Annotated in this window: 18 protein-coding genes and 2 pseudogenes; 11 read left to right on the forward strand and 9 right to left on the reverse strand. The window is 65.7% G+C overall.

Annotated elements, in window-relative coordinates; translation table 11 throughout:
* Nucleotides 1-5: 5 nt before the first annotated feature.
* The 4 genes from POR01S_RS08670 (at nucleotide 6) to POR01S_RS08685 (ending at nucleotide 5,209) form a co-directional block, all read left to right on the forward strand.
* On the forward strand, nucleotides 6-2,180 hold the full coding sequence (locus POR01S_RS08670) for a malate synthase G (RefSeq protein WP_042135198.1): 2,175 nt from the start codon (nucleotides 6-8) through the stop codon (nucleotides 2,178-2,180).
* 153 nt (nucleotides 2,181-2,333) lie between these two features.
* Entirely contained in the window at nucleotides 2,334-2,606 is a 273-nt protein-coding gene (rpoZ, locus tag POR01S_RS08675; protein ID WP_042135200.1) for a DNA-directed RNA polymerase subunit omega, read from the forward strand.
* A 3-nt stretch (nucleotides 2,607-2,609) separates the two neighbouring features.
* Complete coding sequence (spoT, locus tag POR01S_RS08680; protein WP_042135202.1) at nucleotides 2,610-4,769, forward strand: bifunctional GTP diphosphokinase/guanosine-3',5'-bis pyrophosphate 3'-pyrophosphohydrolase; 2,160 nt, start codon at nucleotides 2,610-2,612, stop codon at nucleotides 4,767-4,769.
* A gap of 59 nt (nucleotides 4,770-4,828) precedes the next feature.
* The gene (locus POR01S_RS08685; RefSeq protein WP_027600381.1) at nucleotides 4,829-5,209 is read left to right on the forward strand and encodes a RidA family protein; all 381 of its coding nucleotides are present in this window, start codon (nucleotides 4,829-4,831) and stop codon (nucleotides 5,207-5,209) included.
* 130 nt (nucleotides 5,210-5,339) lie between these two features.
* Here POR01S_RS08685 and katE read toward each other — a convergent pair whose 3' ends face one another.
* Nucleotides 5,340-7,469, reverse strand: a complete 2,130-nt coding sequence (gene katE, locus POR01S_RS08690) for a catalase HPII (RefSeq protein ID WP_042135205.1) — start codon at nucleotides 7,467-7,469, stop codon at nucleotides 5,340-5,342.
* 286 nt (nucleotides 7,470-7,755) lie between these two features.
* Between katE and POR01S_RS08695 the strand changes: the two genes are divergently transcribed.
* The 4 genes from POR01S_RS08695 to POR01S_RS08710 all read left to right on the forward strand — a co-directional run bounded on the left by POR01S_RS08695 (nucleotide 7,756) and on the right by POR01S_RS08710 (nucleotide 11,106).
* Nucleotides 7,756-8,763: a methionine ABC transporter ATP-binding protein gene (locus tag POR01S_RS08695; protein WP_042135207.1), complete on the forward strand. Its 1,008-nt coding sequence runs from the start codon at nucleotides 7,756-7,758 to the stop codon at nucleotides 8,761-8,763.
* Entirely contained in the window at nucleotides 8,763-9,428 is a 666-nt protein-coding gene (locus POR01S_RS08700) for a methionine ABC transporter permease (RefSeq protein WP_007161460.1), read from the forward strand. The genes POR01S_RS08695 and POR01S_RS08700 overlap by 1 nt, the downstream gene beginning before the upstream one ends.
* A gap of 50 nt (nucleotides 9,429-9,478) precedes the next feature.
* Entirely contained in the window at nucleotides 9,479-10,261 is a 783-nt protein-coding gene (locus POR01S_RS08705) for a MetQ/NlpA family ABC transporter substrate-binding protein (protein WP_027598103.1), read from the forward strand.
* A gap of 68 nt (nucleotides 10,262-10,329) precedes the next feature.
* The gene (locus POR01S_RS08710) at nucleotides 10,330-11,106 is read left to right on the forward strand and encodes a MetQ/NlpA family ABC transporter substrate-binding protein (RefSeq protein WP_027598104.1); all 777 of its coding nucleotides are present in this window, start codon (nucleotides 10,330-10,332) and stop codon (nucleotides 11,104-11,106) included.
* 52 nt (nucleotides 11,107-11,158) lie between these two features.
* Here POR01S_RS08710 and POR01S_RS08715 read toward each other — a convergent pair whose 3' ends face one another.
* From POR01S_RS08715 to POR01S_RS08725, 3 genes are all read right to left on the reverse strand, one after another.
* Complete coding sequence (locus POR01S_RS08715) at nucleotides 11,159-11,434, reverse strand: helix-turn-helix domain-containing protein (protein WP_042135209.1); 276 nt, start codon at nucleotides 11,432-11,434, stop codon at nucleotides 11,159-11,161.
* Nucleotides 11,431-12,756, reverse strand: a complete 1,326-nt coding sequence (locus POR01S_RS08720) for a type II toxin-antitoxin system HipA family toxin (RefSeq protein ID WP_042135211.1) — start codon at nucleotides 12,754-12,756, stop codon at nucleotides 11,431-11,433. The genes POR01S_RS08715 and POR01S_RS08720 overlap by 4 nt, the downstream gene beginning before the upstream one ends.
* Nucleotides 12,757-12,855: 99 nt before the next feature.
* Nucleotides 12,856-14,001, reverse strand: coding sequence for an MFS transporter (locus POR01S_RS08725; protein WP_042135212.1), 1,146 nt, complete (start codon nucleotides 13,999-14,001; stop codon nucleotides 12,856-12,858).
* Between the two features lie 175 nt (nucleotides 14,002-14,176).
* Here POR01S_RS08725 and POR01S_RS08730 point away from each other — a divergent pair, with 175 nt between their 5' ends.
* Nucleotides 14,177-14,344, forward strand: a complete 168-nt coding sequence (locus tag POR01S_RS08730) for a rubredoxin (protein WP_007161456.1) — start codon at nucleotides 14,177-14,179, stop codon at nucleotides 14,342-14,344.
* Between the two features lie 92 nt (nucleotides 14,345-14,436).
* On the opposite strand, the gene POR01S_RS08735 is transcribed toward POR01S_RS08730, so the two are convergent.
* From POR01S_RS08735 to POR01S_RS08745, 3 genes are all read right to left on the reverse strand, one after another.
* The gene (locus tag POR01S_RS08735; RefSeq protein ID WP_017639309.1) at nucleotides 14,437-14,712 is read right to left on the reverse strand and encodes an HU family DNA-binding protein; all 276 of its coding nucleotides are present in this window, start codon (nucleotides 14,710-14,712) and stop codon (nucleotides 14,437-14,439) included.
* A 408-nt stretch (nucleotides 14,713-15,120) separates the two neighbouring features.
* Entirely contained in the window at nucleotides 15,121-16,680 is a 1,560-nt protein-coding gene (locus tag POR01S_RS08740) for a SulP family inorganic anion transporter (protein ID WP_042135214.1), read from the reverse strand.
* Nucleotides 16,681-16,891: 211 nt separating this feature from the next.
* Nucleotides 16,892-17,599: a carbonic anhydrase gene (locus POR01S_RS08745; RefSeq protein WP_007161453.1), complete on the reverse strand. Its 708-nt coding sequence runs from the start codon at nucleotides 17,597-17,599 to the stop codon at nucleotides 16,892-16,894.
* Between the two features lie 660 nt (nucleotides 17,600-18,259).
* Between POR01S_RS08745 and POR01S_RS24280 the strand changes: the two are divergent.
* Both POR01S_RS24280 and POR01S_RS24285 read left to right on the forward strand, forming a co-directional pair.
* A pseudogene (locus POR01S_RS24280) lies at nucleotides 18,260-18,979 on the forward strand (MCP four helix bundle domain-containing protein); the annotation flags it as partial.
* A 309-nt stretch (nucleotides 18,980-19,288) separates the two neighbouring features.
* Nucleotides 19,289-19,885: pseudogene (locus tag POR01S_RS24285) on the forward strand (methyl-accepting chemotaxis protein); the annotation flags it as partial.
* A gap of 42 nt (nucleotides 19,886-19,927) precedes the next feature.
* Here the strand turns inward: POR01S_RS24285 and POR01S_RS23995 are convergent.
* Together POR01S_RS23995 and POR01S_RS08760 are read right to left on the reverse strand one after the other, a co-directional pair.
* A complete protein-coding gene (locus tag POR01S_RS23995) occupies nucleotides 19,928-20,050 on the reverse strand; it encodes a hypothetical protein (protein ID WP_255211814.1) in 123 nt (40 codons plus the stop codon).
* Nucleotides 20,051-20,209: 159 nt separating this feature from the next.
* A complete protein-coding gene (locus POR01S_RS08760) occupies nucleotides 20,210-21,838 on the reverse strand; it encodes a methyl-accepting chemotaxis protein (protein WP_081875190.1) in 1,629 nt (542 codons plus the stop codon).
* Between the last annotated feature and the right edge of the window lie 181 nt (nucleotides 21,839-22,019).

Raw genomic sequence — 22,019 nt, forward strand, 5'->3', positions numbered from 1 at the left:
CCATCATGACCGACCGTACTACCCTGGGCCGCCTGCAGGTGGCCACCGAGCTGCAGCGCTTCATCGACGAGGAAGTGCTGCCCGGCACCGGGCTCGACACCGCCGCCTTCTGGTCGGGCGTGGACCAGCTGGTGCACGAGCTGGCGCCGCGCAATCGCGAACTGCTGGCCGAGCGGGATCGCCTGCAGGTGGAGCTGGACAACTGGCACAGCGCTCATCCCGGTCCGGTCACCGATCTGCCCGCCTACCAGCGCTTTCTGGAAGGCATCGGCTATCTGCAACCGGTCCCCGGCCAGGTGCAGGCCTCGACGTCCGGGGTCGACCGCGAGATCGCCGAACAGGCCGGTCCGCAGCTGGTGGTGCCGGTGCTCAACGCCCGCTACGCCCTGAACGCCGCCAACGCCCGCTGGGGGTCGCTGTACGATGCCCTCTATGGCACCGACGCCCTGCCCGAAACCGATGGCGCCGAGCGCGGCAAGGGCTACAACCCCGCCCGTGGCGCCAAGGTGGTGGCCTTCGCCCGCCAGGTGCTGGATGGCGTGGCCCCCCTGGCCAGCGGCTCGCACCGGGACGCCACCGCCTACCGCATCCAGGATGGCCGCCTGGTGGTGGACCTCAGGAGCGGTACCAGCGAACTGGCCGATCCGGCCGCCTTCGTCGGTTACCAGGGCGATGCCGCGGCACCGTCCGCGGTCCTGCTGCGCCATAACGGCCTGCACCTGGAAATCCAGATCGACCGCGACAGCGCCATCGGCAAGACCGACGCCGCCGGGGTCAAGGACCTGCTGATGGAAGCCGCGGTCAGCACCATCATGGACCTGGAAGACTCCATCGCCGCGGTGGACGCCGCCGACAAGGTGCTGGCCTATCGCAACTGGCTGGGCCTGATGAAGGGCGACCTGGCCGAAGAGGTCAGCAAGGGTGGCGAGACCTTCACCCGCCGCCTCAACCCCGATCGCGAGTACCAGGGCGCCGACGACCAGCCGCTGAGCCTGCACGGTCGCTCGCTACTGTTCATCCGCAATGTCGGTCACCTGATGACCAATCCGGCGGTGCTGCTGGAAGACGGCCGCGAGATCCCCGAGGGCATCCTCGATGCCGTGGTCACCGTGACCATCGCCATGCACGACCTCAAGCGCCAGGGCAATTCCCGCAGCGGCTCGGTGTACATCGTCAAACCCAAGATGCACGGCCCGGCCGAGGTGGCCTTCGCCGTCCAGCTGTTCGACCGTGTCGAGGCCCTGCTGGGGCTGCCGGCCAACACCGTCAAGCTGGGCATCATGGACGAGGAGCGGCGCACCAGCGTCAACCTCAAGGCCTGCATCGCCGCCGCCGCGGCGCGGGTGGCCTTCATCAACACCGGCTTCCTCGACCGCACCGGCGACGAGATGCACACCGCCATGCTGGCCGGCCCCATGCTGCGCAAGGGCGACATGAAGACCTCCAAGTGGATCACCGCCTACGAGCGCAACAACGTGCTGGTCGGCCTGGCCTGTGGGCTGCGCGGCAAGGCGCAGATCGGCAAGGGCATGTGGGCCATGCCCGATCTGATGGCCGCCATGCTGGAGCAGAAGATCGGCCATCCCAAGGCCGGCGCCAACACCGCCTGGGTACCGTCGCCCACCGCCGCCGTGCTGCACGCCCTGCATTACCACCAGGTCAACGTCCAGCAGGTGCAGCAGGAGCTGGAACGCAGCGACGTCGACGCCGCCCGCGGCGAATTGCTCGCCGGGCTGCTCAGCGTACCGGTGGCCGAGTCGCCGGACTGGTCCGCCGAGGCCATCCAGCAGGAGCTGGACAACAACTGCCAGGGCATCCTCGGCTACGTGGTGCGTTGGGTCGACCAGGGCGTGGGCTGCTCCAAGGTGCCCGACATCCATGACGTCGGCCTGATGGAAGACCGCGCCACCCTGCGCATCTCCAGCCAGCACATCGCCAACTGGCTGCACCACGGCGTGGTCAGCGCCGAACAGGTGGACGAGACGCTGCAGCGCATGGCCAAGGTGGTCGACGGCCAGAACGCCGGCGATGCCCTCTACGAGCCCATGGCCGGTCACTTCGACACGTCCTACGCCTATCGCGCCGCCCGCGACCTCATCTTCAAGGGCCGCGAGCAGCCCAGCGGCTACACCGAGCCGCTGCTGCACGCCTGGCGCCTGAAGAAGAAAGCCGGCGCCTGATCCGGCCAGGGCTCCCGTCCGGCGCGGGCGGGAGCCACTTACCCAGGTGCGGTGCCGGTGGTCCTCCGACCACCGCCCCTTCCCTTGCCACTGGCGAATTTTTATACTATCGGGTCCCCCGTTCCCGGGATCATCATCGCCACGAGGAAGACCATGGCCCGCGTTACTGTCGAAGACTGCCTGGACAACGTAGACAACCGATTCGAGCTGGTCATGCTCGCCACCAAGCGCTCGCGCCAGCTGGCCACCGGCGGCAAGGAGCCCAAGGTACCGTGGGACAACGACAAGCCCACCGTCGTCGCCCTGCGCGAGATCGCCGAAGGTCTGGTCGACGAAGAAGTCATCCGTCTTGACGACATCGTCGAAGAAGAGCCGCTGTTCGCCGCCTTCGAAGTCAACGAAGAAGTGGACGGCGAGGCCCTCTAAGCCATGGCCGCCGAGCCTGCGTATGGTGACGTCCACCCGACCGGCATCGACCTGCTGGCCGAGCGTCTGGCGGACTACCTGACCCCCGACCAGGTCAATCTGGTACGGCGGGCCTACTACTACGCCGAGCAGGCTCACGACGGGCAGCGCCGCCGCAGCGGCGAGCCCTATGTCACCCATCCGCTGGCCGTCGCCAACATTCTCGCCGACATGCACATGGACCATCAGAGCCTGATGGCCGCCATGCTGCACGACGTGATCGAGGACACCGGCATCGCCAAGGAAGCCCTGGCCGGCCAGTTCGGCGAGACGGTGGCGGAGCTGGTGGACGGGGTCAGCAAGCTGACCCAGATGAAGTTCGAGACCAAGGCCGAGGCCCAGGCGGAGAACTTCCAGAAGATGACCATGGCGATGTCCAAGGACATCCGCGTCATCCTCGTCAAGCTGGCCGACCGGCTGCACAACATGCGCACCCTGGACGCCATGCCGCCGGACAAGAGCCGGCGCATCGCCAAGGAAACCCTGGAAATCTACGCGCCCATCGCCAACCGGCTGGGCATGCACGATTTCTACGTGGAATTCGAGGACCTGGGTTTTCGCGCCATGCACCCGATGCGCGCCGAACGCATCCAGCGGGCGGTCAAGACCGCGCGGGGCAATCGCCGCGAGATCCTCGGCAAGATCCAGGAATCCCTGGCCAACTGCCTGGCCCGCGACGGCCTGGACGGCGAGGTGGTCGGCCGCGAAAAGCACCTGCACAGCATCTACCAGAAGATGCGCGGCAAGCGTAAGTCGTTCAACGAGATCATGGACGTCTACGGCTTCCGCATCATCGTCGACAAGGTCGACACCTGCTACCGCGTGCTCGGCGCGGTGCACAATCTCTACAAGCCGTTCCCGGGGCGCTTCAAGGACTACATCGCCATCCCCAAGGCCAACGGCTACCAGTCCTTGCACACCACCCTGTTCGGCATGCACGGCGTGCCCATCGAGATCCAGATCCGCACCCGCGAGATGGAAGAGATGGCCAACAACGGCATCGCCGCCCATGGCCTGTACAAGGCCGGCGGCGACGAACCGCGCGCCAGTCACCTGCGCGCCCGCCAGTGGGTGAAGGGCATCCTCGAGTTGCAGCAGCGCGCGGGCAACTCCCTGGAATTCATCGAGAACGTGAAGATCGACCTCTTTCCCGACGAGGTCTACGTCTTCACCCCCAAGGGCCGCATCATGGAGCTGCCCAAGGGCTCCACGGCCGTGGACTTCGCCTACGCGGTGCACACCGACGTCGGCAACAGCTGCATCGCCTGCCGCATCAACCGCCGCCTGGCGCCGCTGTCGCAGCCGCTGGGCAGCGGCGAGACGGTGGAGATCGTCACCGCCCCCGGCGCCCGGCCCAATCCGGCCTGGCTCAACTTCGTGGTCACCGGCAAGGCGCGCACCAACATCCGCCATGCGCTCAAGCAGCAGCGTCGCTCCGAGTCCATCAGCCTCGGCGAGCGGCTGCTGAACAAGGCGCTGTCCGGCTTCGGCACCCAGCTGTCGAAGATCTCGCCGATGCGCATCCTCTCGGTGCTCGGCGAATACAAGGGCGTGGTGCTGGAAGACCTGCTCGAAGAGATCGGCCTGGGCAACCGCATGGCCTATGTGGTGGCGCGGCGCCTGGTGTCCGGCAGCGAGCAGGAAGAGCCACTGGAACCCCAGGCCAGCACCACGCCCCAGGGCCCGCTGGCGATCCGCGGCACCGAAGGCCTGGTGATCAGCTACGCCAAGTGCTGCACGCCGATTCCGGGCGATCCCATCGTCGGTCACCTGTCGGCCGGCAAGGGCATGGTGATCCACCTGGAAAATTGCCGGAACATCGCCGAATTCCGGCATAACAGCGAAAAGTGCATCGTGCTCAACTGGGCCAAGGACGTCACTGGCGAATTCAGCGTCGAGTTGCGCGTCCAGCTGGAGCACCAGCGCGGCCTGATCGCCATGCTGGCCAACAACGTCACCGCCGCGGACGCCAACGTCGAGAAGATCGGCATGAACGAGCGCGACGGCCGGGTCAGCGTGGTCCAGCTGGTGGTCAGCGTGCGTGATCGCGTGCACCTGGCGCGGGTGATCAAGAAGCTGCGGACGCTCAAGGGCGTGGCCGGTATCACTCGGGTTCGCAGCTGAGGTTGCAGGGTGTCACCACCGGCTTGCAGAATCGGGCCTTTCCCGCACAGGAGCGACCCATGAGCAAGCAAGTGATCCACACCGACAAGGCGCCGGCCGCCATTGGTACCTATTCCCAGGCGATCAAGGTCGGTGACACCGTCTATCTCTCCGGGCAGATCCCGCTCAACCCGACCAGCATGGAGCTGGTGGACGGCTTCGAAGCCCAGGTGGTCCAGGTCTTCGAGAACCTCAAGTCCGTCGCCGAAGCCGCCGGTGGTTCGCTGGCCGATATCGTCAAGCTGAACATCTTCCTGATCGACCTCGCCCACTTCGCCACCGTCAACGAGATCATGGGGCGCTATTTCCAGCAGCCCTATCCGGCACGCGCCGCCATCGGCGTCGCCGCGCTGCCGAAGGGCTCCCAGGTGGAAATGGATGGGGTCTTGGTACTGAGTTAAAGCCTTTGATCGCGGCCATGGGCCGCTCCTACAGTAGTTGATGCACCTGTAGGAGCGGCCCATGGCCGCGATGACCCCCCAAAAAAAAGCCGACCGTCTCGCGACGGTCGGCTTTTTCATGTCTGCCTGCTTAGGCCGGGATGGACTTGATCTTCGGCATCCGCGCCCAGCAACGGTGCTTGGCGATGGCGGCGAAGAAGTCCTGCTGCACCGCCTTGAAGTCGCTGCCGGTGAGCAGCGCCTCGTCGGTGTCCAGGTAGACCGCCTTGAGCAACTGCTCGGCTTCGCCGGTGAGGGCGATGGCCTTGAGGTGCTTGTAGGCTTCCAGCAGGTAGTGTTTGATCACGCCGTCATCGAGCATGGCCTTGACGCTCTCGGCACCGCCCGGCACATAGACCGCGTCCAGCGCCACCGAAGGCATGCCTTCGGCCGAACCGTCCACGGCCACTTCGCTGCCGTCGGCGGCCTTGACCGGGCCGGCGGTGGGGCCGAGCACCTTCACATGAGCACCTTCGGCCTTGAGCGCCTGCTTGATGGCCTCCACTTCGCTGGCGATGACGCCGTCACCCACCAGCACCGCCACCTTGAAGCCCTTGATGTTGCCGGACAGCAGGTTGAGCTGGCTCAGCGCCGGCGACTTGTCGATGGAGATCTTGCGCGGCTGCACGGTGGGGGCGGTGGGCGGGGTCACGCCGACCTTCTTGGCCACCTTCTGCGCCAGCTCCAGATCGATGTTGGCGAGGATCTCGTTGACCTGGCGCTCGCGAATCCACATGCGCTCGACCTTGCCCAGCTCGAAGCTGTAGGCATCGGCGACGTGCGCCTGCTCGGCTTCCGACAGGCTGTTGTAGAAGAGCGTGGCCTGGGAGAAGTGGTCGCCAAAGGTCTCGCTGCGCTCACGCACCTTGTGGCCGTCGATGCGCTCGTAGTAGCTCTCGAAGCCGCCGTCCTGGGGTGCCGGCGGGGTTTCCTTGGGCCAGCCGCCGTCGATGGAGTTGGGCTCGTAGGAGGCCCGGCCCTTGTCGATGGTCATGCGGTACTTGGCGTCACGCTGGCCGTTGTGATTCGGCACCACTGGGCGGTTGACCGGCAGCTCGTGGAAGTTCGGCCCACCGAGACGGCTGATCTGGGTGTCGGTGTAGGAGAACAGCCGACCCTGCAGCAGGGGATCGTTGCTGAAGTCGATACCGGGCACGACATGGCCGGGGCAGAAGGCCACCTGCTCGGTCTCGGCGAAGTAGTTGTCCGGGTTGCGGTTGAGCACCAGCTTGCCCAGCGGGGTGATGGGCACCAGCTCCTCGGGGATGATCTTGGTGGCGTCGAGGATGTCCCAGTCGAACTTGTGCTCGTCTTCCTCGGGAATGATCTGCACGCCGAATTCCCACTCGGGGTAGTCACCGGCTTCGATGGCTTCCCAGAGGTCGCGACGGTGGGCATCGGTGTCCTTGCCGGCCAGCTTCTGAGCCTCGTCCCACACCAAGGAGCGCACGCCGCCGGCGGGCTTCAGGTGGATCTTGACGAAGACGCCCTTGCCGGCGGTGTTGATCATGCGGAAGGTGTGGATGCCGAAGCCTTGCATGCTGCGCAGATTCACCGGGATGGCGCGGTCGGTCATGGTCCAGAGCACCATGTGCGCCGACTCGGGCACCAGGGAGACGAAGTCCCAGAAGGTGTCGTGGGCGCTGCCGCCGGTGGGGATCTCGTTGTGCGGCTCGGGCTTCACCGCATGGACGAAGTCGGGGAACTTGATGGCGTCCTGGATGAAGAAGACCGGCATGTTGTTGCCGACCATGTCCCAGTTGCCTTCCTCGGTGTAGAACTTGATGGCGAAGCCACGCACGTCGCGCACGCTGTCGCCGGAGCCGCGCGGGCCCTGCACGGTGGAGAAGCGCACGAACACCGGGGTCTGGTGGTTGGGGTCGCGGAAGAGGGCGGCCTTGGTCAGGTCAGACCAGTCCTGGTAGGGCTGGAAATAGCCGTAGGCGCCGGTGCCGCGGGCATGGACGATGCGCTCCGGGATGCGCTCGTGGTCGAAGTGGGTGATCTTCTCCCGCATGATGAAGTCTTCGAGCAAGGAAGGACCGCGGGTGCCGGCGCGCAGCGAATTCTGGTTGTCGGCGATCTTCACGCCATGATTGGTGCGCAGTGCCTGGCCGGTGGCATCGGAGCGGAATTGCTCCAGTTGCTCGATTTTCTTCGAGGTGTTCTGGCGATCCAGGGTATCGGTACCGGCGAGTTCACTCTTGGGGGGCGTAGCCATGGAAAGTCCTCATCAGGCGCCTGTCAGGCGCTCTTTGCGTCCCCTACGGAATGTGGGGCGAATACAGGCAGTCCTGTAGTGACTCATGGGCTGGAGCTGGTGTTCCGCTTGGCTGATGCGAAGCGACGGGCTGTTCCCGCGGGTGAAGTCCCGACGCACGAACTGGCCATATGCCTTTATTGGCTTAATACCCGACAACAAGTGCTAAGCAGATATAAGCGCGCACGTTAAACTGCGCGGCCGGATCACCCTCCAGTTGTCTGACGATACCCACAAGGTTTTTCCATTGATCGAATTCCACGCTGTCCACAAGACGTACCGCACGCGCGGTCGCGAGGTCGCGGCGCTCCAGCCGGTCGACCTGAGGATCGAAGCCGGCGAGATCTTCGGCCTGATCGGCCATTCCGGTGCCGGCAAGAGCACCCTGCTGCGCCTGATCAATCGCCTCGAAGCCCCCAGCGGCGGTCGCCTGCAGGTCGATGGCGCCGAGGTCACCACCCTGGGCTCGACCGAGCTGCGCGATTTCCGCCGCCGCATCGGCATGATCTTCCAGCACTTCAATCTGCTCTCCTCGAAGACCGTGGCGGCCAACGTGGCCCTGCCATTGGAACTGGCCGGCGGCCGTTCGCGGGCGCAGATCGCCCAGCGCGTCGAGGAACTGCTGGCGCGGGTCGGCCTGTCCGACCAGGCGCGCAAGTATCCGGCGCAGCTCTCCGGCGGTCAGAAGCAGCGCGTCGGCATCGCCCGCGCCCTGGCCACCGAGCCGAAGATCCTGCTCTGCGACGAGGCCACCAGCGCCCTCGATCCCCAGACCACCGCCCAGGTGCTGCAACTGCTCGCCGAACTCAATCGCGAGCTGGGCCTGACCATCGTGCTGATCACCCACGAGATGGACGTGATCCGTCGCGTCTGCGACCGCGTCGCCGTCCTCGACGGCGGTGCCGTGGTGGAGCAGGGCACCGTCGCCGATGTCTTCCTGCACCCGCAGCACCCCACCACCCGCCGCTTCGTGTTCGAGGCCGAGCACCAGGACGAGGCCGACCTGGCCGACGCCTATGCCCATGTCGAAGGCCGCATCCTGCGTCTGACCTTCCGTGGCGAAGCCACCTATGCACCGCTGCTGGGCCACGTCGCCCGGGAGACCGGTGTCGACTACAGCATTCTCGGCGGTCGCATCGACCGCATCCGGGACGAGCCCTATGGCCAGCTCACCATCGCCCTGGTGGGCGGTGACCTGGACGCCGCCCTGGCTCGCTTCCAGGCCGCCGACGTCACCGTGGAGGTCCTGCGCTGATGGACGAACTCTTCACCAACATCGACTGGGCCGAGATCTGGCAGGCGACCCAGGACACCCTGGCCATGCTTGGCTGGTCCATGCTCTTTACCCTGATCCTCGGGCTGCCGCTGGGCGTGCTGCTGTTTCTCACCAGCCGCCGCCAGCTGCTGGAGCAGCCGCTGGTCTACGGCATCCTCTCCTTCGTGGTCAACGTGCTGCGCTCGGTGCCCTTCATCATCCTCCTGATCCTGATGATCCCCATCACGGTCTGGCTGATCGGCACCTCCCTGGGCGTCGAGGGCGCCATTCCGCCGCTGGTGGTGGGCGCCGCGCCCTTCTTCGCCCGGCTGGTGGAGACCGCCCTGCGCGAGGTCGACCGCGGCATCATCGAGGCGACCCAGGCCATGGGCGCCAGCCTCTGGCAGATCGTCACCCGCACCCTGTTGCCCGAGGCCCTGCCCGGGCTGATCGCGGCCACCACCGTCACCGCCATCGCCCTGGTGTCCTACACCGCCATGGCCGGGGTGATCGGCGGCGGCGGCCTCGGCGATCTGGCCATCCGTTTCGGCTACCAGCGCTTCCAGACCGACGTCATGGTGGTCACGGTGCTCTTGCTGCTGGTGCTGGTCCAGGTACTGCAGATGGTCGGCGATCGCCTCGTCGCCCATTTCAGTCGTCGTTGATCCAGGCTTCATCCACTCGAAGGTTTTGCACAAGGAAAATCCAGATGTCGCTGAAACGTACCCTGCTGTCCCTGGCCTTCGGCCTGGGTGTCGCCACCGCCGCCCAGGCCGCCGAGACCCTGACCGTCGCGGTCAATCCGGTTCCCCACGCGGAGATCCTGGAATTCATCAAGCCGCAGCTGGCCAAGGAAGGCGTGGACCTCAAGATCAAGGTCTTCACCGACTACATCCAGCCTGATCGTCAGACCGATCAGAAGCAGGTGGATGCCAACTACTTCCAGACCAAGCCCTATTACGCCAGCTACAAGAAGAGCAACCCGAGCAGCGACCAGGTGCCGGTGGTGGCGGTGCACGTCGAGCCCTTCGGTGCCTATTCGCAGAAGATCAAGGACATCAAGGAACTCAAGGACGGCGCCACCGTGGCCATCCCCAACGACCCGAGCAACTCCGGTCGCGCGCTGCTGCTGATCGCCAAGCAGGGCCTGATCACCCTCAAGGATCCGAGCAACGTCACCGCCACCCCGCGTGACATCGTCGAGAATCCCAAGCACCTGAAGTTCAAGGAGCTGGAAGCCGCGACCCTGCCGCGCGTGCTGAACCAGGTCGACCTGGCGCTGATCAACGCCAACTACGCCCTGGAAGCCAAGCTGGTGCCGACCAAGGACGCCATCTTCATCGAGAGCGGCGAGTCGCCCTACGCCAACCTGCTCTACACCCGTGCCGACAAGGCCAACGACCCGGCCATCCAGAAGCTGGCCAAGGCCCTGACCACCCCCGAGGTGAAGCAATTCATCGAGAAGAAGTACCAGGGCGCCGTCGTTCCCGCGTTCTGAGCCTCGGCTCCATCGCCGTCGACGCCCGTAGAGGCGTCGACGGTTCCACCCCGTTCTAGGAAACTGCCATGAAGAAATTGCTCGCCACCGCCGCCCTGCTGGCCGCCAGCCTGGCCGCCCACGCCGCCGAGACCCTCAGCGTCGCCGCCACCCCGGTGCCCCACGCCGAGATCCTCGAATTCGTCAAACCCCAGCTGGCCAAGGAAGGGGTGGACCTGCAGATCAAGGTCTTCACCGACTACGTGCAGCCCAACCTGCAGGTGGCCCAGAAGCGTCTGGACGCCAATTTCTTCCAGCACCAGCCCTACCTGGATGAATTCAACAAGAGCCGCGGTACCGACCTGGTGACCGTCGCCCAGGTGCATGTCGAGCCCTTCGGCATCTACTCGCAAAAGATCAAGAAGCTCGACGAAGTCCGCGAAGGCGCCGTCGTGGCCATCCCCAGCGACGCCACCAATGGCGGCCGTGCCCTGCTGCTGCTGGAAAAGGCCGGGCTGATCAAGCTCAAGGACAGCGCCAACATCCTCGCCACGCCCAAGGACATCGCCGAGAATCCCAAGAAGCTCAAGTTCAAGGAGCTGGAAGCCGCGACCCTGCCACGCGTGCTGAATCAGGTCGACCTGGCGCTGATCAACACCAACTACGCCCTGGAAGCCAAGCTCAACCCGACCCAGGACGCCCTGCTGCTGGAAGGCAAGGAATCGCCCTACGCCAACATCCTGGTCGCCCGTCCGGACAACAAGGACAGCGATGCCGTGCAGAAGCTGGCCAAGGCGCTGAACACCCCGGCGGTGAAGCAATTCATCGAAGAGAAATACAAGGGCGCCGTGGTGCCGGCGTTCTAAGTGCTGCCCGAGACAAGAGACGCCGGCCCCGTGCCGGCGTTTTTCGTAGGGCTCAATGGCGTTTCAGGGGGACGACGCCCATTCCCAGGCCGAAGGGTCGAAAGACCGCTTGCAGCGTCGCCAGGGTGGGATTGCCTTCATCCTGCTCCAATTGTCGCAAGGTACGCAGCGAGATACGGGCCATGCGTGCGAAGTCAGCCTGGGTCAGGCCGGTTATGTCGCGACGGAGGCGGCGGACACCGGTGCCCAGACTCAGGCGCCCGGTCTGTAATCCTTCACGGATATCATCCAGCTTGTGTTGCCGCAGTTCCGGATCATCGAGGTTCATAGCAGCCCTGCCTCGCGCAAATGGCTATCCAGACGCCGTAACGGAATCCGCGGATGTTCCCAGGTGGCCCGGGGCAGCATCGGCTGCAACAGGTCCGGCAGGGAGCGGAGCTGCTCGGCGTTCTGCTTGAGTGCTTCCCACAGCCGTTCGGGATCGTCCCACTCGGCCAGCAGCCGACAGGTCGCGTACCAATCGACAGCGCCCGCCTGCTCGACGGGCGTTGGCCATTTGCTGGTTCGGGTGATGCCCTGCTCATCCATGACCATGGGGGCAAGGTCGTAGAGAGGCGCCAGGCGCACGCGATGCTCATCTCGCAGAATGGCGGTATTGCGGCCGTGGTTGTCACTGTTGCCCAGCAGCTGATTGAGCAGATCACGGCGCAGGTAGTCGTCCAGCAGCGCCGGAATCTCGCGGTCCTGACCCGCTGCGCGCCAGACCCTGATCAGGGCGCCGATGGCGTCGAGATGATTTAGATAGCTGCCGGGCACCAGGGTGTGAGTCAGCGAATAGAGGGATTCAACGGCCAGACGCTCTACGTGTTGCGGGCCGGTGCAGCGGTCGAAGCGTGGCAGCCAGAGACTGGGGCGGCGACCTTCTTCCAGGGCGAGTCCGTTTTCAGCGACGGTCTCCAGCCCAAGGGTATTCAAGGCCCGATAGTAGCCGTGCTCGCTACGCAGGATGTCCTGGTCCGTGGCGTTGCCTTTGTTGCGCGGAAACTTCACCAGCCAGTGTCGACAGGCCAGGTCATCGGCTAGGGTGGCATCTGGATGGAGCAAGCCCTGAGCATCTTCGGCCAGCAGTAGCTTGGGTGCATCGCCACCTGCCCCGGTTGCACCGCCGATGGCGGCACCTTGCTCATAGGCATACTCCAAAAAGTCCTGATCGCGAGCGATGACCTGTTCACGGGTAAAGCCCACGGAGGGTGTCTGCGCCAGCCCGTCCAGCGACTCACGAATTCGCAGATGGCCAATGGGCGCTGGCGTGCAGCGCGATAACAATTGAAAGTCGGTCTGCGCAGCTTCCGCTGCGGTCAGCCCGAGGCGAGGCAGCAGAAAGCGGCGAGCGGCGCCAGCCGGGAGAATGTCCTGGAGAAACGCTGGCCAATGGGGCAGGCGCTCGACCTCCCAACTCAAAGGCAGGTTGGCGCTCACGGCTGCAGCCGTCGGCTTGCCGAAATCGTCGAGATGATCGCTCAGGTAGGCGGCCAGATAGCTGAGGGTGCAGGCGCCTTGTTGGGGGCCTTGCCCAGGGTCATCGAAAACCAGGCGCAGGGCATCGTGCCAATGCCCGCTCAGATAGGCTTGAACCACGAGCGTACTCACGGCAGACCTCCGGCAATATACTGCCGATAATTATGGGTGCTATACGCATTATCGGCAATATAGTGCCTGAAACAAGCTTATATAGCGCGATATTGGGTATTAAATTGCCGTTTGCATGGTCGGCGCGCTGCCCCTACGGCCGACGATCACCAGCAATACCGCAGCACCGGCCGCCATCAGCAGCGGCAGGGCGTGGCCGGTGAGCCACTGGCTGGCAGCGCCGGTGACCAGCGGGCCGACCAGGCAGCCGACGCCCCAGAGCTGGGCGATGCAGGCGTTGGCGCTGACCAGTTCGGCGTCGCGATAGCGCTCGCCCACCAGGATCAGCGCCAGGGTGAAGAGGCCGCCGGCGGTGGCGCCGAACAGCACCAGCAGTGGCCAGACGCCCGCGGTGTGCAGCAGCAGCGGCAGGGCCAGACTGACCGCCAGCAGCCCCAGGGCGCAGCCAAGGAACAGGCCCTGGCGCGAGAGGCGATCGGCGAGCAGGCCCAGGGGAAGTTGCAGCAGGGCATCGCCCACCACCACGGCGCTGACCATGTACAGCGCCAGTTGCTGGCCGAAGCCCTGGTTGAGCGCATAGACCGGCAGCAGGGTGAGGATCATTGCCTCGAAGCAGGCGAACAGCGCCACCGCCCAGGCGATGGCTGGAGCACCGCGACAGAAGTCCAGCAGCGCTCGCCAGGCCGCGGTATGGCCGCCGGCGGCCGGCGCGCCCTGGCGGCCGAGCAGCAGGGCAGCGCCGCCGAGCATGAGCAGGGCGCCGAGCCAGAAGCCCTGGTCGCCCTCGGTGCCCAGCACCCCCAGCAGCAGCGGACCGGCCAGCTGGCTCAGGGCGTAGCTGCTGCCATAGAGGGCCACCAGGCGGCCGCGCCAACGATCGGTGATGACCTGGTTCATCCAGCTTTCGCCAAGCACGAAGACCAGGGTGAGGATGGCGCCCAGGGCCAGGCGCAGGAGCAGCCACAAGGGGTAGCTGGGCAGCAGCGAGAGCACGATCAGCGAGGCGGCGCCACTGATCAGGCACAGTCGCATCAGCCGCGGCGTGCCGATGCGCGCGGCCAGGCGTCCGGCCAGACTGGCGCCGGTGAGGATGCCGAGGGCTGGCGAGGCGGCCATGACGCCGATGGCGAAGCTGCCATAGCCCCAGCCTTCCAGGCGCAGCGAGACCAGCGGCATCGACAGGCCGCTGGCCAGGCCCACGCTGATGACACTGCCCAGCACGGCGAAATAGATGGCCCAGGGCATGGGCGATGGCGAGGAATTCATGGACTCAGCCTAGCTGATCGGGGTGGAAGACGGGTAGCTGCCACGCGCAGCCTATGGAGCCCTGGGCGTCCGCCGGGGTTCCGGCACGGTTGGCCTTTGCCGGGCTTTCGCGTAGCGTGCGCGCTACCTGAAGCCGGTTGGGAGATAACAGAACATGCGGAAATGGCAATGCATCGTGTGCGGCTATATCTATGACGAAGCCCTGGGCTGGCCGGACGACGGCATCGCGCCGGGAACGCGCTGGGAGGATGTGCCCGAGGATTGGCTGTGCCCGGACTGCGGCGTGGGCAAGGGCGACTTCGAGATGATCGCCATCGGCTGATCACCCCGCTCCGCGTCTTCTGCGCGGACACAAAAAAGGCATCGCACGGGCGATGCCTTTTGGCTGCAGCGGCGATCCGTGCCGCTTCATGCTCAGCCTTCGATGCTGTCCTTCAGCGCCTTGCCCGGCTTGAACGCCACCGTGTTGCTCGCACGAATCTTGACCGGCTCGCCGGTCTGGGGATTCTTCCCCATGCGGGCACCGCGGTGACGCGGCAGGAAGGTACCGAAGCCGACCAGGGTAACGCTGTCCTTGCGGTGCAGCGCATTCGCGATCTCGTCCAGCAGCGTGTTGAGCACGACGTTGGCTTGTTCCTTTGGAAGTCCGACTTTTTCAGCGATCACAGTCGCCAATTCAGGCTTGCGCATACCTACCTCTCTTGGAGTCATTTTTAGCCGTGTGGGCGTCGCATGGCTTTCCTGGCAAAGCGATTACCCCCGAGATAGAGGGTGGCCCGACACAAAGATCGTTGGTGCGACAAAAGTCGAACCAGATAGCGTTATAAGGCAAAGCCGAGAAGAGCGAAAGTTAATTAGCAGACTATTAGCCGTTGGTAGGATGACTGATGCCGACTTGGACATTTATCGACCAATTTTGGCCATCTATGTGGACATTCTGTCCACTTTATGGCCGGGGAGAAAGGGGGCGGAGCGACGATGAGGGGCTCTGGCAAGCCGGTATCGCGATCAGCGACGGCGCTGCGGACTTCTGATCCGGCAGCGCCGCTGAGGTGAGGGAAGGGGGTGAAGCGGCCGCTGGCCGCTCCACCCTCCGGATCAGGCCGGTGCCTGGGCCGGCATGACCGGTTGACCCGCCGGCGCCTGGCCTTCCAGGCGGCGCTCCAGGGCCTTGGGCTCGATCACCAGGCGCATGCCATTGCTGGCCTGGGTGCGCCCCCAGTCCTCGAGCAGCTCCATGCAGGCGTGATCGATATAGGAGACGCGCTCCAGGGGCACGTGCAGGGTGGTGCCGGGCTTGACCTGTTCCAGCACCTTGGTCAGCTGGGGCACGCGCAGGAAGGTCGCGGCGCCCACCAGGCGCAGGTCGGCCTGGTCCGGCTGGTCTTCGCGATAGGTCAGGCTGACCTTGAGTTGCGCCGCCTTGACCGCCAGGAAGGCGATGGACAGGCCGAAGCCCACCAGCACCCCGGTCAGCAGATCGGTGGCGACGATCATCAGGGCGGTCAGGGCATAGATGATCATGGGTGTCCGGCCATAGCGCTTGAGCCCGGTCAGCGACTTGGGATCGGCCAGCTTGACGCCGGTGAACACCAGCACGCCGGCCAGGCTCGCCACCGGCACCAGCTTGAGCACGAAGGGCAGGGCGGCGACGAAAGCCAGCAGCCAGAGGCCGTGGAAGATGGTGGAGGCGCGACTGGTGGCGCCGGCCTGGACATTGGCCGAGCTGCGCACGATGACCCCGGTCATGGGCAGGGCGCCAACGGCACCGCAGAGCAGGTTGCCGACACCCTGGGCGCCCAGCTCGCGGTCGAAGTGCGAGCGCGGCCCGGTGTGCATGCGGTCCACCGCGGCGGCCGAGAGCAGGGTCTCGGCGCTGGCGATGAAGGCCAGGGCGAGGGCGGCCACCACCAGTTCGGCATTGGCCAGCATGCCCAGGTCGGCAAAGGTCACCCAGTCGATGGCGTCGGCCAGGTTGTTGGGCACTTCCACGCGGCGGATGTCCAGCGCCAGCCAGAGACTGGCCAGGGTCGCCAGGGTCACGCCGATCAGGGCGCCGGGCAGGAAGCGCAGGGTCTGCGGGCGGAATTTCTCCCACAGCCACATGCTGGCGATGGTCAGCAGACCGATCAGCGCCGCCTGGGCGCCGCTGCCACTGCCGTTCCACTGGCTTGCCGCGGTGAGGGCGGCGCCGGGGAAGGCCAGCAGGTTGGACAGGCCCGAGGCCGCCGGCTTGGCATCCAGCATCACGTGCAGCTGCGAGAGCACGATGAGGATGCCGATGCCGGCGAGCATGCCGTAGACGACGGCGGGCGAGGTGACGCGGAACCAGGCGCCCAGGCGGGTGAAGCCGGCGATGAGCTGCAGCAGGCCGGCCAGCAGCAGCACCGGGCCCAGGGCCTCGATGCCGTGGCGGTTGATCAGGTCGAACACCAGCACCACCAGGCCGGCGGCCGGACCGCTGACCTGCAGCGGCGAGCCGGCGAGAAAGCCGACCACCAGGCCACCGATGATGCCGGTGATGATGCCCTTGGCCGGCGGCATGCCGGAGGCGATGGCGATCCCCATGCACAGCGGCAGGGCGACCAGAAACACCACGAGTGAGGCCAGGGCATCGCGCGACAGGCTGCGCCCCGGGGTCTGTTGATTGCCAAGCATGGTCCTGGTCCTCCAGCGACTAGGTAAAGGGGTGCCCGCGCGTCATATCACGTCGTATGACACGGTTCGGGATTCAGGCGGCTAGCGGAAAGGGTGGACGGTCCCGATGGAGCCCCAAGTGGGGATCGCCCGGCGCGGTGCGCTGTTATGGCGACGGATCGGCTGACCCGTCTTGCAATGGCCATCCGGCGAACCGGATGGCCACCGTGGATCAGGCCTGCTGCAGGCGCGGACGCGGGGTGGCAACCGGCATGTTCTCGCCATCCAGGGGCAGGAAGCGCTCCTGCTGGGCGTCGTACGCCTTGATCTCGCTGGTCTCGATGGAATAGACCCAACCATGGATCTGCAGCTGACCGCTGGCCAGGCGCGAGGCCACTGAGGGGTGGGTGCGCAGGTGGACCAGCTGGGCCACCACGTTTTCCTCGGTCAAAAAGCCCAGGGTGCCGCCGTGGCCGCAGTCGCAATGGCCATGGTCCTCGACCACGGTACGGGCGACCTCGGCGTGGCGCAGCCAGACCTTTACCGTCGGCATCTTTTCCAGCGGATCGGGATTGAGCACCGCCTTCATGGCGCCGCAGTCGGAGTGGCCGCAGATGATGATGTGCTTCACGCCGAGGGCCACGACCGCGTATTCGATGGCGGTGGAGACGCCACCGTTCATCTGGCCGTAGGGGGGCACCACGTTGCCGACGTTACGGGTCACGAACAGATCGCCCGGCGAACTCTGGGTGATGAGTTCCGGGACGATGCGCGAGTCGGCGCAGGTGATGAACATGGCTTTGGGCGACTGCGCACTGGCGAGCTTCTTGAACAGCGCTTCCTGTTCGGGAAAGACATCCTGGCGGAAACGCTTGAAACCATCGACCAGTTGCAGGAGGGCCTCGTCGGGTGCGCCGAAGGTATCCGTGTTGTCGCTCATCTGTTTCTGACCTCTTCTCAAGTACGCAATGGCAGCGGCAAGCGCTGGTTAGTGGCTAGACGCCCCCTGGCATCGCCTCGATACGCCCCGACTCTCTCGAGCTCCGGTGGCTTCATTGTCTGGCGGTCCATCGCGTCGTCGGGCAGCGTCCTGGCACCCGGTCACTCAGTCTGGTGACCACAACCTTAATCCACGCTGAAACAATAGCTCGTGACAGACAACGCAGAAGATATTTCAAACTTATACTGAGATCATCCCGCCATTATCGCTGCACGATCAGCGCTTTTAACCCTTTTATCGGCACGAAGCCGGAATATAGGCGCCGAATCGCGCTTTTCCCCGTGAAGAAAACGTGAATCGCGATAGCCGAAGAGTTTTCCTTGGCGATCAGTGGCTTGCGAGAGATGTGCAAAAATGTGAACGCAATGCCGCTGGCAGACATCGAGCGTCTTTCGCCCACTTTGCGTCCGGCCTGTGATCTGCGGCACAGTGCCGCAGCCTAGAGCTTTCGCCAGGCTTTCAATAGGTCCAATGCCCTATAGGACAAGGGTTTGCTGGCTTTGCTTGATAGCCGCCCAAAAATCCGGTCCGACAACGGACCTCAGGATTTGCAACGCGCGGTCGATAGCGGGGGCTTTCCAGGCTCAACGGAAACTCCCCATGTCCTTTCGCAATCTCTCCATCGCGCGGCGTGCCACGCTCGGCTTCGCCTTTATCGGTCTGCTCCTGCTGCTGCTCGGCGGCACCGCCCTGGTCAAGATGAACGACATCCGCGCCTCGGGCCTGGCCATCGAAGACCGTGCCATGCCGCGGGTGGCCGCGCTCGACGAGCTGACCGCCCTGACCCTGCGCCTGCGGGTGCTCTCCTATCGGCTGCTGCTCAATCGCGAGCCGGAGATCATCGCCAAGACCCAGGCGCTGTTCCAGCAGCGCAACGGCCAGATGCGCGCCGCCCAGCAGCGCTACGAGGCGCTGATCCAGTCCGATGAAGAACGCACCGCCTACAGCCGCTACGGCCAGCTGATCACCCAGTACGACGGTCTGCAGCAGCGCATGCTGGCGTTTTCCGCCGCCGATCAGCTGGAGCCCCTGCGCCGCCTGCTCAACGAAGACCTGCTGGCCAACTCCGATGCGGTCAACGGCGTGCTCAAGCAACTCACCGATCTGGTCGACCAGCAGACCGCTGCGGCCAACGAGCAGTCCGCTGCCGACTACAGCCACGCCATCCAGTGGCTGGTGCTGCTGCTGGCGGCCACCGCGCTGCTGACCGTGGTCTTCGCCTGGCTGCTGATCCGCAGCATCACCCAGCCCATCGCCCGCGCCGTGCAGGCCGCCGAGGTGATCGCCACCGGTGACCTCAGTCAGGAAATCCACAGCGAAGGCCGCGACGAGGCCGCGCGCCTGCTGCAGGCCATGAAGACCATGCAGGGCCAGCTGCGCCATACCCTGCAAGGCATCCTCGGTTCGGCCACCCAGCTCGCCTCGGCGGCGGAAGAACTCAATGCCGTGACCGATGAATCCAGTCGCGGCCTGCAACGCCAGAACGCCGAGATCGAACAGGCCGCCACCGCGGTGAACCAGATGTCGTCGGCGGTGGACGAGGTGGCGCGCAACGCCGTCAACACCTCCCAGGCGTCCCAGGAATCCGCCGGCGTGGCCCGTGATGGCCGCGATCTGGTGCAGGAAACCGTGGGTGCCATCGCCACCATGAGCGAAGACGTCCAGCACGGTGCCACCCTGGTGGGCGATCTGGCGGTCCAGGTCAATGACATCGGCAAGGTGCTGGACGTGATCCGCAGCGTGGCCGAGCAGACCAATCTGCTGGCGCTCAATGCCGCCATCGAGGCGGCGCGCGCCGGTGAGGCCGGTCGCGGCTTCGCCGTGGTGGCCGACGAGGTGCGCGCCCTGGCCCATCGCACCCAGGAATCGACCCGCGAGATCGAGACCTCCATCGGCACCATCCAGCAGGGCACCGATCAGGCGGTGGCGGCCATGCGCAGCAGCACCGAGCGTGCCCAGTCCACCCTGGAAGTGGCCCGCGGCGCCGGTCATGCCCTGGAGCGCATCCATGGCGCCATCGGCGGCATCAACGAACGCAATCTGGTCATCGCCAGCGCGGCGGAAGAGCAGGCTCAGGTGGCTCGCGAAGTGGATCGCAACCTGGTCAACATCCGCGAGTTGTCGGTCCAGACCGCCGCGGGCGCCGAGCAGTCCAGCGCCGCCAGCGCCGAGCTGTCGCGCCTGGCCGTGGACCTCAATGGCCTGGTAGCGCGCTTCCGCCTGTGATCCCGTGGCGTCCGTTCGCTTCGGTGAGCGGACGCTGCGGCCCTAGCCGGGGCCGAGCAGTTGCAGCACGCCGGTCAGCAGCACCAGCAGGCCCAGGGGTGAGGCGAGAAAGGACAGCAGCAGGCAGCGCAGGCGCGGGCCGCGCGGGGTAGGGCAGGTCGTCATGACGTCAGGCAGCTCCGTAGCGAAAAGCGGCGCCACGCCTGGCGCCCGGAGCCAATTTTCGCCTGTCCCGGCAGCAACGTCATGCCAAGAAAACGTAAAGATGGGTAAAGCCGCCCCTCCCCCCGGGGCGCCTGTATCCGGGGGGAGGGGCGCGCCGGGTCAGACGCGGAAGCGCGCGGCCAGGCCGTGGATCTCGTGGGTCAGCTCGGCGAGTTGGCGACTGGAGGTCTCGATCTGGTCGGCGCCGCGCTTGGACACGGCTGCCAGCTCGCGGATGTTGATCAGGTTGCGATCCACCTCGCGCGCCACCTGGGCCTGTTCCTCGGCGGCGCTGGCGATGACCAGGTTGCGCTCGTTGATGTCGCCGATGGCGACGAAGATGTGCTCCAGGCTCTGGCCGGTGCGCTCGGTGGTTTCCAGGGTGGTGCCGGCCAGGGTATTGCTGCGCTGGATGGCGGTCACCGCCTGGCCGGTGCCGGTCTGGATGTTGCCGATCATCTGCTCGATCTCCAGGGTCGACTGGCGGGTACGCTGCGCCAGGCTGCGCACCTCGTCGGCCACCACGGCGAAGCCACGACCGGCATCGCCGGCGCGGGCGGCTTCGATGGCCGCGTTGAGCGCCAGCAGGTTGGTCTGCTCGGAGACGGCGCGGATCACGTCCAGCACCTTGCCGATCTGGTTGGCCTGCTGCGCCAGGCTGGCGATGACGGTTTCGCTTTCCTTGACCGTGCTCTGCATGCTCTGCAATTCGCTGAGCACCTGGGCCACCTGGCCGCGACTGCCGGCGGCCAGGCGATCGGATTCGCGAGCGGTATCCGAGGTGGAGGCGGCATTGCGCGCCACCTCTTCCACGGCGGCGGTCATCTCGGTCACCGCGGTCACGGCCTGCTCCAGCTCCTGTTGCTGCTGATTGAGGGTGCGATTGCTCTGGGCGGTGACCTGACCCAGTTCCTGGGCGGCGCCGTCGAGTCGTTCGGCGGTGCGATTGAGCTGGGCCAGGGTGTCGCGCTGGCGACTTTGCAGGGTAGCCAGACCGGCGAACAGCTGGCCGATCTCGTCATGGCTGCGCACCTCGATGCGGCGGGTCAGATCGCCTTCGCTCATGGCGGCGAAGTGCTCGCCGGCTTCGTTGAGCGGGGCCAGCACGCGGCGGGCGATGAACCAGCCGGAGAGGACGGCCAGCAGCAGGGTCAGGCCGACCAGCAGCAGACTGCCGACCTGGGCCTGGGACACGCGGCTGTCGGAGGCGGCGAGCGTGGCGTCGATACGGCTGGTGATCTCGTCGGTAAAGGCCTGGCGGGTGTCGGCGAAGGCCGTACTGGCCCCTTTGGCACCGTCGCTGATCCGGATGTAGCCAGGCAGGTCGCCGGCGCGGCAGGCGGCGATCTGCCCTTCGACGATGGCCTTGTAGGCGTCGAAGGCCTTGAGCATGGCTTCGATCTGGCTGACCAGTTTGGGATCCCTGACGTTGGCCTGCATGTCGGTGATCAGCTTGCGGGCGATGTCCAGCCGCTCTAGGGCCAGCTTCACGCCTTTCTCGGCCTTGGCCGCATCGCCGTTGACGCGGTCGAGCATGGCGGTATGGGAGTTGGCGCTTGCGCGACTGATCCAGGTGGCGGCGTTGTTGACCCGGTCCAGCTGCTCCATCGTCAGGCTATCCAGGTCGCGGATCTGTTGGGCACTGGTCCGGGCGCTGATCCAGCCGTACAGGCAGGCGAGCAGCAGGCAGGCGACGAACAGGCTGAGGACGCTGTACATCCCGGTACGGATTCTTGTTGTTTTTTTCATGGTGGGCTCTCTGGCGACGTCGCTGGCTGGGGTGCGCAATACGACTTTGGTAAGGCTTTTCGCCAGCAGTACGCCAAAGGCCCGGGCAGGCGTCGATGGCCTGGAGCCGGTCGGTATCAGTTAAGCGCTGAAAAGTCGTCGGATGTCTTCAGCAGGACGGGGCCCGGCGGACGCCGGGCCC

The organism is Pseudomonas oryzihabitans NBRC 102199, from assembly GCF_000730625.1.
GTDB classification, from domain to species: domain Bacteria; phylum Pseudomonadota; class Gammaproteobacteria; order Pseudomonadales; family Pseudomonadaceae; genus Chryseomonas; species Chryseomonas oryzihabitans.